General features: G+C 31.5%; 15 protein-coding genes. 7 read left to right on the top strand and 8 right to left on the bottom strand.

The window, feature by feature from the left end; all coding sequences use genetic code 11:
* Both K8Z87_RS12590 and K8Z87_RS12585 read left to right on the top strand, forming a co-directional pair.
* Positions 1-282: hypothetical protein (locus K8Z87_RS12590; RefSeq protein ID WP_227477930.1), on the top strand; the 282-nt coding region annotated here is incomplete at its 5' end.
* Positions 283-551: 269 nt separating this feature from the next.
* Positions 552-2,129, top strand: coding sequence for a hypothetical protein (locus K8Z87_RS12585; RefSeq protein WP_227477929.1), 1,578 nt, complete (start codon positions 552-554; stop codon positions 2,127-2,129).
* Between the two features lie 58 nt (positions 2,130-2,187).
* Here the strand turns inward: K8Z87_RS12585 and K8Z87_RS12580 are convergent, their stop codons facing one another.
* Positions 2,188-2,880, bottom strand: coding sequence for a peptidoglycan DD-metalloendopeptidase family protein (locus K8Z87_RS12580; protein ID WP_227477928.1), 693 nt, complete (start codon positions 2,878-2,880; stop codon positions 2,188-2,190).
* Between the two features lie 272 nt (positions 2,881-3,152).
* Between K8Z87_RS12580 and K8Z87_RS12575 the strand changes: the two genes are divergently transcribed.
* Together K8Z87_RS12575 and K8Z87_RS12570 are read left to right on the top strand one after the other, a co-directional pair.
* Complete coding sequence (locus K8Z87_RS12575; RefSeq protein ID WP_227477927.1) at positions 3,153-4,133, top strand: helix-turn-helix domain-containing protein; 981 nt, start codon at positions 3,153-3,155, stop codon at positions 4,131-4,133.
* A gap of 79 nt (positions 4,134-4,212) precedes the next feature.
* Positions 4,213-5,640, top strand: coding sequence for an amidohydrolase family protein (locus K8Z87_RS12570; RefSeq protein WP_227477926.1), 1,428 nt, complete (start codon positions 4,213-4,215; stop codon positions 5,638-5,640).
* Positions 5,641-5,650: 10 nt separating this feature from the next.
* On the opposite strand, the gene K8Z87_RS12565 is transcribed toward K8Z87_RS12570, so the two are convergent.
* The 3 genes from K8Z87_RS12565 to K8Z87_RS12555 form a co-directional block, all read right to left on the bottom strand.
* Positions 5,651-7,192 (bottom strand): hypothetical protein, encoded by a 1,542-nt coding sequence (locus K8Z87_RS12565; RefSeq protein ID WP_227477925.1) that lies wholly within the window; start codon positions 7,190-7,192, stop codon positions 5,651-5,653.
* Between the two features lie 88 nt (positions 7,193-7,280).
* Positions 7,281-7,832: a hypothetical protein gene (locus K8Z87_RS12560; RefSeq protein ID WP_227477924.1), complete on the bottom strand. Its 552-nt coding sequence runs from the start codon at positions 7,830-7,832 to the stop codon at positions 7,281-7,283.
* Positions 7,816-8,367 (bottom strand): RNA polymerase sigma factor, encoded by a 552-nt coding sequence (locus K8Z87_RS12555; protein ID WP_227477923.1) that lies wholly within the window; start codon positions 8,365-8,367, stop codon positions 7,816-7,818. The genes K8Z87_RS12560 and K8Z87_RS12555 overlap by 17 nt, the downstream gene beginning before the upstream one ends.
* A gap of 180 nt (positions 8,368-8,547) precedes the next feature.
* Here K8Z87_RS12555 and K8Z87_RS12550 point away from each other — a divergent pair, with 180 nt between their 5' ends.
* The gene (locus K8Z87_RS12550) at positions 8,548-9,117 is read left to right on the top strand and encodes a DUF2911 domain-containing protein (RefSeq protein WP_227477922.1); all 570 of its coding nucleotides are present in this window, start codon (positions 8,548-8,550) and stop codon (positions 9,115-9,117) included.
* Between the two features lie 14 nt (positions 9,118-9,131).
* A complete protein-coding gene (meaB, locus tag K8Z87_RS12545; RefSeq protein ID WP_227477921.1) occupies positions 9,132-10,211 on the top strand; it encodes a methylmalonyl Co-A mutase-associated GTPase MeaB in 1,080 nt (359 codons plus the stop codon).
* Positions 10,212-10,277: 66 nt separating this feature from the next.
* Here the strand turns inward: meaB and K8Z87_RS12540 are convergent, their stop codons facing one another.
* Complete coding sequence (locus K8Z87_RS12540; protein WP_227477920.1) at positions 10,278-11,222, bottom strand: NAD-dependent epimerase/dehydratase family protein; 945 nt, start codon at positions 11,220-11,222, stop codon at positions 10,278-10,280.
* A gap of 111 nt (positions 11,223-11,333) precedes the next feature.
* Between K8Z87_RS12540 and K8Z87_RS12535 the strand changes: the two genes are divergently transcribed.
* Complete coding sequence (locus K8Z87_RS12535; RefSeq protein ID WP_227477919.1) at positions 11,334-12,047, top strand: glycosyltransferase family 2 protein; 714 nt, start codon at positions 11,334-11,336, stop codon at positions 12,045-12,047.
* A 23-nt stretch (positions 12,048-12,070) separates the two neighbouring features.
* On the opposite strand, the gene K8Z87_RS12530 is transcribed toward K8Z87_RS12535, so the two are convergent.
* The 3 genes from K8Z87_RS12530 to K8Z87_RS12520 form a co-directional block, all read right to left on the bottom strand.
* Complete coding sequence (locus K8Z87_RS12530) at positions 12,071-12,643, bottom strand: phosphatase PAP2 family protein (RefSeq protein ID WP_227477918.1); 573 nt, start codon at positions 12,641-12,643, stop codon at positions 12,071-12,073.
* A complete protein-coding gene (locus tag K8Z87_RS12525; protein ID WP_227477917.1) occupies positions 12,643-12,870 on the bottom strand; it encodes a hypothetical protein in 228 nt (75 codons plus the stop codon). The genes K8Z87_RS12530 and K8Z87_RS12525 overlap by 1 nt, the downstream gene beginning before the upstream one ends.
* 76 nt (positions 12,871-12,946) lie before the next feature.
* Complete coding sequence (locus K8Z87_RS12520; protein WP_227477916.1) at positions 12,947-14,332, bottom strand: MATE family efflux transporter; 1,386 nt, start codon at positions 14,330-14,332, stop codon at positions 12,947-12,949.
* Positions 14,333-14,344: the final 12 nt, after the last annotated feature.

Genomic DNA, 14,344 nt, shown 5'->3' with positions numbered 1-14,344 from the left:
AACCCACAATCAACAACAATGCTTTTACATACAGTTGGAAGCTTTGGGAGCTATACTTTCTTTTTGATTGGTGCTTTTACTTATCCAAAACTGATGAAAAAATCTACCTATTGGAAAACTGCTAAAACACCGACTTTACTGTTTACTTACGTAACAATTTTATTTGGTGCGTGGGTTTTTGCTTTCCCAAATATTCCAGCTCTTGGACAAAGAATAGTATTTTTATTTTACTTCTTATGGATAGTTTACACAGCCATAAAATTATATTTTAGTAAAAACTAATAAAACAATGAACTTACTATAATGACGAAATGATTTCATCATTTAATTGCTGTGTTTATCCTATTAATGAATTTATGCATTGAATATATTATAGATTTATTTTACATTTAAAAATTATGAAAAATAAAATTGGACTTTTATGTCTCTTACTTGTATTAACATTGATTTTAAATGCTTGTAATACTAAGAAAGAACAGACAAATGATAGTGATATACCTTCTATAAAAACCCCATATCTAGGACAAAAACCACCAGGGTCAACTCCTGAATTGTTTGCTCCTGGCATTGTTTCAACAAAAAATTTCGAAAGAATCCCTCTATTCGATCCTGTAACACAAGAATTCTATTTTTTGAGACAACAAAAAGGCGAAGCATCTAAAACATATGTTATTCGATTTAGAAATGGAGTATGGCAGAAACCCGTTTTAAAAGATGACATGAAGGACTATGGAATGAAAAACTTTATATCTCCGGATGGCAATACTCTTTATCTTGGCAATGAATTTCAAGAGCGCACTGCTTCTGGCTGGTCCGAGAAGATAAGTTTAGGTCCTCCATACGATCAAATTCCTATTATGAGTCTGACCACTTCTGATTTGGAAACCTATGTTTTTGATGAAAGAGATCCAGATGGCATTGGTACTATTCGATATTCTAGAGTGAAAGATGGCATACGTGAAAGGCCTAAAGCATTTGGCCAAGAAATAAATACAGGAAAATGGACTGCACATCCTTTTATTGCACCAGATGAATCGTATTTGATTTGGGATAGTGAGCGAGAAGGCGGTTATGGTGACTCGGATTTATATATAAGTTTCCGTCAGGAAGATGAATCTTGGGGTCCTGCCATTAATATGGGACCAGAAATAAATACGGAATATGAAGATAATCGTGGTATGGTTTCCCATGACGGAAAGTATTTCTTTTTTAACAGAATCATCCATGGTGAAACTTTTGAGGAATCTGAAATAAATATATTTTGGGTTGATGCTCAGATCATTGAAGATCTTAAAAAAGAAGGCGATTCTTTAGTCAAAGAAAGTTCCTACTTTGGACAAAAACCACCTGGCTTAACTCCTGAAGTCTTTGCACCTGGTATTGTTTCTGTAGAAGGGCGATATGAAGGCGGTATATCATTTTCGCCTCAGTTAGACGAACTATATTTCGGAGCAACTAATGAAAACGACAAAACGCATATCTACTCCTCAAAGCTTATAGGCTCCACATGGACACCTATTGAGGAAGTGAATTTTGCCAACGACCAAAAAGAAGAAGAAAGGCATCCATTCGTTAGTCCTGATGGCAAAAGAATTTATTTTGTAGCTCACGAATCGGACTCCCCAAATCCTCGCATTTGGTACGTCCATCGTACAGAGGATTCTTGGAGCAAAGCTGTACAACTTGATTCTCCGATTAATAGAGGCTCAGTATTTTACCCTAATCAATCTGATAATGGAGATCTCTATTATTTCAACCTATCGACCTTTAAAACGTATTTTGCACCTAACCAAGACGGTGAATTTCCTAAAGTACAGCAAATTGATCTTGAATTTGGTGATCACGTATTCATTTCCCCTTCTCAAGATTATATAGTGCTTACAGCTAAAAACAATGAAAATGAAAGTAGAGATTTATATGTCTGTTTTAAAGATCAAGATCGGGCATGGACCAATCCCATCAACCTCGGACCTACTATCAATTCTGATTTTAATGAAAAAACGCCTAGCATAACTCCAGATGGTAAGTATCTATTTTTTGGAAGAGATGAAAGAGATATACAGCCTGGACTAGCAAATATTTATTGGGTTAGCACGGATGTTATAGAAAAGCTAAGACCACAACAATAAAATCACAGCTATTTTACATTTACACAAAACAGAAAACGAAGCTTAACTAAAAATAAGTCTAATACAATTTCAACAATAAATTAGGATCAGGGCAATTGATTTTATAAAAATCTAAATCTAAACGATTGGTAACACCAGGATAATCACCTTTAAAATCTTGCATATCTTTTACCAATTGAAAATGTAAATGTGGCGCATAATCACCATTAACTTCAGCAGTCCCCAAAGTAGCAATTTGTTCACCTTGCTTTACTTCTGTTCCAACTTGTTTGCCCAACAAAGAAATTTCGCTTAAATGCCCATAAAGTGTATGGAATACAATGCCATTAATATTATGCTTTAATATAATGGTTGGTCCATAATCACCATAATTGGTATTATTATTAAAACTGTGTATAGTTCCGTCTAAAGGCGCATATATTGGTGTATTAGCTTTTATCCATAAATCAATCCCTAGATGAATATTACGCTCGGTTTCTGGATTTTCTTGATTAAAATAAGCACTGCGATTATAAATACCACGTTGCTCTAAATAGCCACCATAAGCGACTTTTGCATTACTTTCATTTATATGGTTCCAAATATGCTTTTCTAAAGCATCAGAAGAAGATACATCTACATTTTGTAATTGTTTATTAGAAACAGAAAGGTCTAAAGCACAAAAATCCTTCAACGGTATTGAAGGGTCTAAAACAGAAAGTGGTTTATCACTTATTGATTTAAGAAAATTTGAGAATGATTCTATTGTCATTTATAATAGTTATATCTATATTTTCAAAAATAACAAACTATAGCCTCTTAAAATATTATCTTATAGTCTTGCAATAATAAATTTAATTTGTGATTGAATATATATCAACTAATTTTATCATAATTATGTATGATATCTTTTATATCTCATCAAACTAAACAATGGATATTAGTTTTATAGCGCTTTTTAACCTCATTGGAATTATACACGGTTTCGTTCTAAGTTTTATTGTTTTATATTCTAAATTTTTTCGGAATACTACAAACTTTTATTTGGGAATAACATTATTGTTTATATCAATAGCTGGTATGAATAATTGGTTTTGGGATTTAGGTGAGAATCCATTTTTAGTTGCTGTTTTAGATATATTTCTATGGCAATTTTTATATCCTGTAACACTATTTATCTATTTATTAAAAGCTACAAAAAATGAAGCTCTTGTAAAAAAAGCACATTACTTTTTTATTCCTTTCATAATTTTAAGTCTCTTAAATCTTAGTATTGTTTTACAAAATATATATGGTATTTATAAGTTTTCCTTTTTAACTAAAGATATAATTGCAAGCTTTTATAAGTTAATTTATCTTCTCTCTGCTGTCTTCCCTATTCTAATACTAGGTCTTTCAATCAAATATGTTTTCTATAAAAACAAAGCCAACGATACGCTATGGATAAAGTCAATTTGGGTAGTTATGCTTGTGTTAACTTTATTCGGTTCTATTATAGAACTTATAAGATGGTTAACTGATACCCGAATGCCATTAACCTATTTATGGGTTCTAGTAACATTTTTCACGTATTGGTTAGTTTTTAAAGGATTTTACAAGTTTAAATTAACTAATGAATTGTATGAAATTAAAATACAAACGATAGCTTCTAAAAAATCGAAGAAAAAATATACGCACACAAAACATTCTAATAATTATATAGACAACCTATATGAGTTAATATCTGAGCACAAAATACATCAAGACCCAAACATTAACAGAGATATCGTAGCCGAAAAATTAGGAATAAGCAGTGGCTATTTATCTAACCTTATTCGTCAAACGCCTTATTTAAATTTTTCTGATTTTATAAATCATTATCGAATAGAAGATGCAAAGCATATGATTTTAAATCCTGATTTTGAAAAATACAGCTTGTTAGCTATTGGATTAGAGGCTGGTTTTAAATCTAAAACCACGTATTACAATGCATTTAAAAAGGAATTAAAAATGACACCTAACCAATTTAAAGAAGCACATCAATAAGTTTCAATATGTCATAATTATACAAAACGAAACTACTGTAACATTATCTTAATCTAGGTTTGCATAAAATTTAAACACTATGCAATTCCTTAAAAAAGCATTTATCACTCTTTTATCCTTAATAATTCTATTAATTATAACTTCTGCTATTGTATTAAAAGTTGAAGGTAAAAACACAGCATATCTTAAAATAAAAAATCAACCCAGTTTATCGTCTAATTCATATATTATAACAAATGTAAGCATCGTTCCTATGACAAGCGATACGGTTTTGATGAACAAATCTGTACGTATTGAAAATGGGATAATTAAAACTATAAATGATACTATTTTAACTACTAATGAAACTATAATAGACGGAAAAGGAAAATACCTTTCGCCTGGTTTAATAGATATGCATATCCATTTATGGGATAAATATGATTTAGGACTTTATTTAGCAAATGGTGTAACTACAATTCGGAATTTATTAGGAATGCCATTTCATTTAAATGTAAAAAAAGAAATTAATAGCGATAAACTCATCGGACCACTATTATATACTGCAAGTCCCCAATTTACTGGAATTGAACAAAAAGGTAGTCATAGAAAAAAAATTGCCACCCCAGAAAAAGCAAAACAATTGGTTAAAACATATAAAGCAAAAGGATACGATTACATTAAAACATATAATCAATTACCAAAAGACATCTTTGATGCCACTATTGAGCAGTCTATAATTTCTAAAATTCCTATTGCGGCGCATCCAAGTTTTAAAGTAGATTACGATTATCATTTCAATTCTAATATTTCAACCATAGAACATACAGAGGATATTTTTCAGCAACCACTTAATTACAAAATAGATTATGAGAAGTTGACTACTGTTGTTGAAGGCTATGCAAAATCAAATCAAACTCTTTGTCCCACTCTCACTGTGTTCTATAATCTTACAGAAATTTACAACAATGGTGAAGACTTTTTAACTTCTGAACACTCAAAATATATGAATCCGTTTATTCAAAGCATTGAAAAGAATGATTATAATTTTCATACAAGTGTAAAAGAAAGTAACTCAAATGCAACAAAAAAAATAAACGATCAGCATAATTTTCATATTGATATTATCAGAAAACTTCATAAAGCTGGTGTTAATATTGTTTGTGCCACAGATGCTGGTGTATTTAATACAGCTGCTGGGTTTTCAATTCACCAAGAACTGAGTTTTTATGTGGAAGCAGGAATGTCTAATTACGAAGCTTTAAAAACAGCGACTGTAAACCCAACAAAAGTTTATAACAACTACAAAATGTTTGGTACCATTGAAGAAGGAAAAATGGCAAACATAATTTTATCTAATGAAAATCCTTTACAAGATTTAAATACATTAAAAAACCCAGAATGGGTAATGATAAAAGGAAGGATGATAAATAAATCTTTGATGAAAGAATTTAAAGAGAACGCATATAAACGAAGTAATTATTTACCAAGTATGATTAGATCAGTTAAATATGCAATTTGGAAATGACGTATTTATATTATTGCATCACTACATTACTGTATTTTGCATTAACAACAATTGTTTTGTTGTTATCAGCATTTTTAGAAAATGAAGAATTACTTGTACCAGACTTCTTTTCAGGATGAGAGAATCTTGAACGATTACCTTGATACTCTAGATTGTAATTAGTTTTTGGCAATTTTACAATGGCATCTGTATTTTCTAGTACTAAGTTTAAGTTATTAAATGTATTGGCTATATTCTCAATTTCTAAATCCCCAAAACTCCCACTAATAATAGCATTCCCTGATAACTTCCCAACTATAATATCTGATGAGTTAGCGTTTAATCGTAACCGGTTTACGTTTTTTAATTGTGTGTACTCACCATATTTTAATTTTAACTCACCTTGATTCCAATCATCTATATTAATAATAGAATAAGCAGCATCGATGGAAGTCTCACTTCCATCGATGCGTGTTGCTAATAATTTTGAATGAGCTAAGTCTGCCTTTAAGTTATATACTGTAGATGCGAACTTAAGTTCGCCATGACGTACATTCATTTTAAGTTTAGTATCCTTTGGCATTTTAATTTTTATGGTTTTAATAACCTTGCTTTTATTTTTGCTGTTTTCTTCAAAATCATCTGCTTTTTTCTCAATCTCTCTTATCCGTTTTTGAAAATCTCCATTTTCATCATCGAACTGCTCTGCAAAATCTTCTGCCCAAGCTTCCATGTCTTTCCCAAAACTCTCACCAAATTTGTCAGCCCATTTTTCAATATCTTTTATCCAATCACTATTTTCAAGTTCTTCACCAAAGTTCTCTCCCCATTTTTCCATATCCTTAGCCCACTTACCTTCAAACTTTTTACCATATTCCTCTCCCCATTTCTCCATTTTTTTTGCCCATTCTTTATAATCGCTTTCAGAGAATTTTTTAGCCCAAGCTTCTACCTCATCACTGTATTTAGTACCATGTTTTTTCTCATACTCCTTTTTCCATTTTTTTAGGTAAGCATCACCATCTTTTTCATAAGCATCATAATCAAAACTAAAACTATGTATTCCTTCTGGTAGGTTTGGAAGTTCAGGAAATTCTGGGAACTCTGGAAGCTCAGGAAATTCTGGCATATTGACATTAAATTTAGAAAGATCAATATTTGGAATATTTATGTTTAAATCTGAAAGTCTAATTTTTAAATCTTTCATAGCTTCTTGTATTTCTGGATCAAAATCGAAATCGAAATCAAAATCTTCTCCGTAAAGAACGTGTACATCACCACCGGTAGAAATCGTAACATTATCTCCAGAACCTTCTACATTTAATTTCCAACGATCAAGTATTTTTTGAAGATCTTTTTTACTCAATTCATTACTCTCAATATAAGCTTCGATTTGTATTTCATTTTTATCCCAAGACTCAACTTCTATATTGGTATGATTCGTATTTAGCTTTAAAGTCACGTCATTATTTGCTTTGACAGACTTAGAAACTTTCTGTAATTTCTGTTGTGCGTTTACATTACATACCGCTATAAGACTGATAAATAATGCTATTAATTTTAACTGTTTCATTTTTTTATTGATTTTGTGTATTGTCATTCTATTAGGCTTTCGTTTTAATCATTATAATTAGAATAAGCTATAAATGACTTTTTAATGTTTATAATATACTTTCAGTGTTTCGCAATTCGCTTAACTTCTCTTTTAGACGATACATTAAATCTAATCGTAATTTTAAATTATTAATTATGGCATCTGCAGTTTGCTCATTTGGTGCATCTATAAATTCGTCCGAAAGCAATTTATATTCTTGGGTTAATTCCTTAATTCTAGATAAATAACCATCAAAAAGTTCTTTGTTTTCTGGTGCTATTTGCAACTTAGACAACTCTAAATTGATGCTCGCCAAATAATAATCTTCTACTTTTTTTAATTCTGGCGACACATCTCCAATAGATCTAGTAACCTCTTCTTCAGGAATAGTATTTCCACCAGTATTAGGGCTTGAAATAAACTGATATGCTCCATAACTTAATCCTAATAACACCACAACACTTGCTGCTATGTTTAAAAACCCAAAACGATTGGTTTTCTTTTGTTTTGGTAAAGCTTTATCTAGCTTTTGAAGAAATCGTGCTTCATGGCCTGTAGACATTTCTGCCGTTTGCTCTTTTGACTGGTCTTCAAATAAGTTTTTAAGATCTTGTGCCATTTTTCTCTATTTTTAATAGTGCTTGTAATTTTTGTTTACCTCTAGATAATTGTGTTCTTGAAGCCACTTCAGAAATATTCAAAATCTCAGATATTTCTTGATGATCATACCCTTCAATTAAATATAGTATTACCACATATTTATATTTTTCTGGTAATTGCTGTATCGCTTGTTTTACATTATCTACTGTAATACTATCGTCTACTAACCATTCGTTTTCATAATCAGCATCAACCACATTGAGGTGCACCTCTTCTAAATCTATAAGACGTTGCTTTTTAGATTTAAGTAAATCAATACTTTTATTAATAACGATACGTTTTAACCATGCTCCAAAAGTGACTTCCGCTTTATACTGTTCTAACTTTGTAAACGCCTTTATAAACGCTTCTTGTACAATATCTTCAGCTTCCATCGTATCTCTAACAAAACGTTGCGCTACGACTAGCATACCTTTGCAATACTGATTGTATAACTTCAGCTGTGCTTGTCGATCGTTTTGTTTGCATTTTTCAATAATGTCAGTCTGAAACATGCTTGGTTGTACTTTTGGTTTTTGATTAGTTCAATTTAAAGACGATACAAAAAAGTATGTGTTGCAAAAAAAGCGCTATTTATTCCTTTTTTTTGAAAATCATTAAAATTAAAGGCCTGTAGTCTATAAATTTAAGGAATTCAATTATCTTTATTTTTTAAAATAAAAATTGCTTTTTATATGTTTTTAAAACGATTACTTATTGTTTTAGCTATTGCTGCCTTAGGTTTATTAATTTACTCTGTTTTTATAGAAAATATTTTTGCTCCAAGGCTTAGTCCAAAAGATACTGCTGCAATTGAATTAAATGATTTAGAACTCGAAGTAAGATACAATAGGCCTTCTAAACGTGATCGTGAAATTTTTGGTGCTTTAGTTCCATTTAATAAAGTATGGAGAACTGGAGCAAATGAAGCAACTACATTTTCTAGCAATAAAAATTTAATAGTAAATGGTATGCTTTTGCCCAAAGGAGACTATACCTTGTGGACAGTACCTATGGATATTTCTTGGAAAGTAATGTTTAATAGTAGACAATACGAATGGGGAGTTAATGAAAAATTAGAACCACTTTGGGATCCAAATTATGATGTTATTGAGCTAGAAGTCCCTGTAGAAAAAATAAACACGTCTGTAGAGCAATTTACTATTGCTTTTGATAATACAACTGGCGAATTAAAATTAACTATGGCATGGGATCAAACTAAAATTTCGGTACCAATGGCATTATCAAAACCAAGAAACCCTTAATTTTAATTATTATTTTGGCGAAGTCTTCTAAATCATATCAATCTGCATTACACGAAAAAGATGGTATTAATCCGCCAGAAAGTTTTAGTTCTTCTTCTGCAAATTCAATTAAATCACATAGACGTAAACAACCATCTGCTGAGGATTTAGTTAAAGGTATTATATCTGGTAACGTTACGGCATTAAGTAGAGCTATTACTTTAGTAGAAAGCACAAATCCTAAACATTTAAAAAAAGCAAATGCAATTATAACTGCGTGCTTAGCGTATGCAAATAAATCTATACGTATAGGAATAACGGGAGTTCCTGGAGTTGGAAAAAGCACGTTTATTGAAGCTTTTGGACTACATCTTACCCATCTAAAAAAGAAAGTAGCGGTTTTAGCTGTTGATCCTAGTAGTACCTTAAGTCAAGGTAGTATTTTAGGTGATAAAACCCGTATGGAAGATTTGGTGAAAGACACTAATGCGTTTATTAGGCCTTCACCTTCTGGTGACTCACTTGGTGGTGTTGCTCGTAAAACTCGCGAGACGATTATATTATGTGAAGCTGCTGGTTATGATACCATATTAATAGAAACTGTTGGTGTTGGACAAAGTGAAACTGCTGTGCATAGTATGGTTGATTTCTTTCTCCTTTTAAAGTTAGCTGGTGCTGGTGATGAATTGCAAGGCATAAAACGAGGTATTATTGAGATGGCAGATGCTATAATTATAAACAAAGCCGATGGCGATAATATAAAAGCGGCTAAATCTGCAAAGCTAGAATTTAATCGTGCGTTACATCTTTATCCTGAGAAAGCTTCTGGATGGACTCCAAAAACGGCCTTATGCAGTGCTCTAAAGCAAGAAGGTATTTCTGAAATATGGGATATGATTACAGAGTATGTAAACCATACAAAAGCCAATCTGTATTTTGAAACCCATAGAACAGAACAAAATAAATTTTGGTTATTACAGACTATAGAAGATCGTTTAAAATCTAATTTTTATAATAGAGAAATAATAAAAACAGAGTTGCAATCTCAAATCGATTTAATAGAAGCCGGAAAAACAACTCCATTTGCTGCTGCTGAATATTTACTTTCGTTGTAGTTGTTAGTAAAACTAAATTTTTAACTTATCTCTACTTCCTTATCCCTTTTTTCTTACAACTCATCTCTATTCCAAAAAATTTGTCTTAAACCACTCGACTTGATATTTTACACTTTCAAATAACTTAGTTTTTGGATCGTAATTCAATAATCGTCTAGCCTTATCAATATTTGCTTTAGTTCGTAATTGATCACCTGCACGTTTGGGTATAATTTTTACTTCTATAGATTTTCCTATGACATTAGAAACAGCATCAATACCTTGTTGCGTCGTATATTCTACTTCAGTTCCTAAATTTATAATTTCTCCGTTGACTTGTTCTTCTTTACCAATAACACTAATAACACCATCAATAATATCTCCAACATAAGTAAAACTTCTTAAGTGTGTATCACTTCCTTCAAATAATGGAAATGCTTCCCCTTTTAATCCTAAATCTATAAGCTTGGTATACATTTTTTCTGGACGCTCTCTAGGGCCAATTACAGAATACAAACGCAAACTACAAGTGTTCATTTGAAAAGTTTTACTTTTCTCTAATACCAATTGCTCAGCAGCTAATTTTGTTATTCCGTAATCTGAAACAGGATTTGGTTCTGCATCTTCTGAAAATGTTGCCTGTAAACCATAAATTGAAGATGTTGCTATATTGACAAACAATTTTAAGTTTTGGCATTTTAAGGCAAAATCAATCAAGTTTTTTGTTCCCAGCACATTATTAGAAAAGTAATCATCATAAGTTGCTGTTTTTGATAAACCTGGTTGCGCTGCAAAATGAAAAATATAATCAAAGTTAAAATCTAAAACCTGGTGGATATCTTCCGATCTTAAATCGAGTGTTATCATTTTACCTCCATTAGCTTCAATGATTGAAGCATTCCTTTTCTTTAAATCTTCACTATAGTAATCTGAAAAATTATCAACACCAGTTACCGAATGCCCTAAACTTAAAAGTCGTTCTGCACAATGTGATCCTATAAAACCTGCAGCACCAGTAACTAATATTTTCATTTATTCTGTATAATAAGAAAAACAAAGAAACATCTTTTTTAACTTTAAATCAATGCAATTCATCCGTAACATAAAATAGCAATACTTTTACGGTATTAAATATAACTATCTATGGAGTATATTTTAACGATTGTTGTCCCTGTATATAACGAAGAAGGTAATTTAAAACGCGTAGAAAAAGAACTTTTAAACTATATAAAGATTGCCTCTGTAACAACATCTGTTTTATTTGTTAATGATGGATCTAAAGACCAAAGTCAAGATTTAATTGAAGTCATTTGCTCTAGAAACGACGCGTTTCATTTTATTACTTTTAAAGAAAACAAAGGGTTAAGTGCTGCTATAAAAGCTGGTTTTGATACTGTACAAAGTGAGTTAGTTGGTTATATTGACTCTGATTTACAAACCACACCAGAAGATTTTAATCTGTTATTAGAATATATAGATACTAACGATTTAGTAACTGGCGTAAGAATCAACAGAAAAGATTCCTTTATTAAAAGGATGTCCTCTAAACTAGCTAATGGCATCCGTAGAGCATTTACAAAAGATGGTATGGATGATACAGGTTGTCCGTTAAAAATTATACGAACAAGTTATGCAAAACAGATTCCTATGTTTAGGGGTTTGCATCGTTTTTTACCTGCAATGGTTATGCTTCAAAATGGTAAAGTCATTCAAATCCCAGTTCGGCATTTTCCTAGAATAGCTGGCACAGCAAAATTTGGACTTCGGAATCGCTTAATCAATCCTTTAATGGATTGTTTTGCTTATTTATGGATGAAGAAAAGATACATTAATTACAAAATAGATAAACAAGATTAATTTTATAAATCTATAGCATACGTCTAATCCGTAATAAATCGTTTTAACACTACTCTACTTAACTTATAAAATCCAAAGCCAGAAAGTGCGCCAAAAGCCATACCACAAATAATATCTATTGGAAAATGCACACCTACATAAATACGACTATAAGCAACTATAAAACTCCAAAGTACAAGAATAAAAATAAGATTTTTAAAATAGGGTCTAAGTACTAATCCGCCAAAAACCGCAGCTGCCATAGAGTTAGATGCATGGCCAGAGAAAAAACTACGATTAGAACTACATCTTTCAGCAATATATCTAATACTATCCATAATCTCTTCGCAAGCGCATGGTCGAAATCTAAGTACTGATCGCTTAACAATATTTGTAAATTGGTCTGTAAATGTTATCATAGCTGCAACAACGACAACCATCAGTAATAAAGATTTAAGTCCTAATTTTTTGTAAATTAGAAACAGTAGTAAAGCGTATAATGGTACAAACGTTTTTTTAGCAGTAATTAATAGCCATAACCAATCCCAAGTTTCTGTCCCTAGACTATTAAGGTATAGAAAAAGTTCTGTATCGTATTCTAAGAGTTGTTCTAACATTAATCGTCGTATCGTGCTACTTCTCTATCGTAAAATTCTGTAGCTAACTTAATATAGTTTTCGGTCTCTGTTTTTAGTTCTTTTTCATCATGCTCATCAAATTCTTCAAACCATTCTACCTCATCGTTTTCAAGGTTAATAATAAATCTAGGGAATTCTGTATGTATTATAAATATAGCATTGGGATAATCTGTATTATCTCCCAATATAAATTTTGGTAATTCCATTCGTTACATTATAATTAGCTAATACCTAAAAACAAATCTACAACTTATTTCTCATTACATATTTTAAATATTTTATTTAAGCTTGTTGATGCTTTTGAGCAATTAACTTACGTGTTAAATAATTAAATCTAAAATACAATAAAATGGCTGCCGAACTTAATCCAGCCAAGAGTCCTAACCAAATACCTAAACTACCGTATGCGTCTGCTTTACCTAAAAAATAACTCACAGGAAAACCAATTAACCAATAGGCGATAAATGTAATTAACGTTGGTATGTATACATCTTGTAAACCACGAAGCGCTCCTAATGTAATGACTTGAAGACTATCTGTAATTTGAAATATAGCTGCTGCTAATAACAAAGTTGCCGCTATTTTAACAACTTCAATTGTATCTACTGCATTTACGGGATCATCTAAATCTACATATAAATGCGGTAAGGTTTCATGGAATATAACAAATACTAAAGCAAATACTACAGCAAAAATAAAGCCCACTAGAAAAATAGATTCTGCAATACGTTTTAAGGCTTTGAAATCTTTTAATCCCTTTTGGTTACCAACTCTAATCATGGCTGCAACACTTAAACCCATAGCGACCATAAACGTCATTGAAGATAGATTTAATGCAATCTGGTTTGCCGCTTGTGCATTTTTACCTAAAGTACCACTTAACCATATTGCTGCGGTAAATATGGCAACCTCAAAAAACATTTGCATTGCGCTTGGCAAACCTAAATTAGTGAGTTTTTTTAGAGCTTGTGTTTTAAGTTTGAAAAACTTGATATGAGTTACAAATTTTCTAGATTTCTCACGTTTGGCTAATAACCACCACAAGTAAAATAACATTACAAAACGTGATACTAATGTACCAACGGCTGCACCAACAATTCCCATTTCTGGAAACCCAAACTTCCCAAAAATTAGCACATAATTAATCGCTACATTTAAAACATTAGCTACAATAGTAGCATACATAGGATATTTGGTTAGGGATAAGCCATCACTAAATTGCTTAAACGCTTGAAACACGATTAACGGCACTAAAGAAAACGCTACTAAATCTAAATACGGAATTGCCAATTCTACAACTTCTTCTGGTTGATTCATTACATACATTAGTGGTTTTGCCGCAACGGTCATTAAAAACAATAGAACACCTAAAACAGTACATAAAAAGAGCCCATGTTTAAACACCGATTTTCCTTTAGAAAAATCACCTTCTGCATCCGCTTCTGCAACTAAAGGTGTAATTGCTGTAGAAAAACCAATACCTAAAGACATTGCTATAAAAATAAAACTGTTCCCTAAAGACACAGCTGCAAGTTCTGCCGCACCCAATTGTCCTACCATTACATTATCTACAAAACTGACAAACGTATGCCCTAACATGCCTAAAATGACTGGAGAGGCAAGCTTAAGATTGTATTTAAATTCTTTAGTGTAGTTGGTTAAAACCATGGCACAAAAATA

It is taken from the genome of Winogradskyella immobilis (assembly GCF_021887715.1).
GTDB classification, from domain to species: domain Bacteria; phylum Bacteroidota; class Bacteroidia; order Flavobacteriales; family Flavobacteriaceae; genus Winogradskyella; species Winogradskyella immobilis.
This window is presented reverse-complemented; position numbering and strand designations above follow the sequence as displayed.

Excerpts from the sequence above, each read along its gene's own strand:
- K8Z87_RS12560 (WP_227477924.1), bottom strand. The coding sequence starts at position 7,832 with ATGGCACAAGATCTTAAAAACTTATTTGAAGACCAGTCAAAAGAGCAA.
- K8Z87_RS12520 (WP_227477916.1), bottom strand. The coding sequence starts at position 14,332 with ATGGTTTTAACCAACTACACTAAAGAATTTAAATACAATCTTAAGCTT.
- K8Z87_RS12525 (WP_227477917.1), bottom strand. The coding sequence starts at position 12,870 with ATGGAATTACCAAAATTTATATTGGGAGATAATACAGATTATCCCAAT.
- K8Z87_RS12565 (WP_227477925.1), bottom strand. The coding sequence starts at position 7,192 with ATGAAACAGTTAAAATTAATAGCATTATTTATCAGTCTTATAGCGGTA.
- K8Z87_RS12540 (WP_227477920.1), bottom strand. The coding sequence starts at position 11,222 with ATGAAAATATTAGTTACTGGTGCTGCAGGTTTTATAGGATCACATTGT.
- K8Z87_RS12530 (WP_227477918.1), bottom strand. The coding sequence starts at position 12,643 with ATGTTAGAACAACTCTTAGAATACGATACAGAACTTTTTCTATACCTT.
- K8Z87_RS12570 (WP_227477926.1), top strand. The coding sequence starts at position 4,213 with ATGCAATTCCTTAAAAAAGCATTTATCACTCTTTTATCCTTAATAATT.
- K8Z87_RS12550 (WP_227477922.1), top strand. The coding sequence starts at position 8,548 with ATGTTTTTAAAACGATTACTTATTGTTTTAGCTATTGCTGCCTTAGGT.
- K8Z87_RS12555 (WP_227477923.1), bottom strand. The coding sequence starts at position 8,367 with ATGTTTCAGACTGACATTATTGAAAAATGCAAACAAAACGATCGACAA.
- K8Z87_RS12580 (WP_227477928.1), bottom strand. The coding sequence starts at position 2,880 with ATGACAATAGAATCATTCTCAAATTTTCTTAAATCAATAAGTGATAAA.
- K8Z87_RS12535 (WP_227477919.1), top strand. The coding sequence starts at position 11,334 with ATGGAGTATATTTTAACGATTGTTGTCCCTGTATATAACGAAGAAGGT.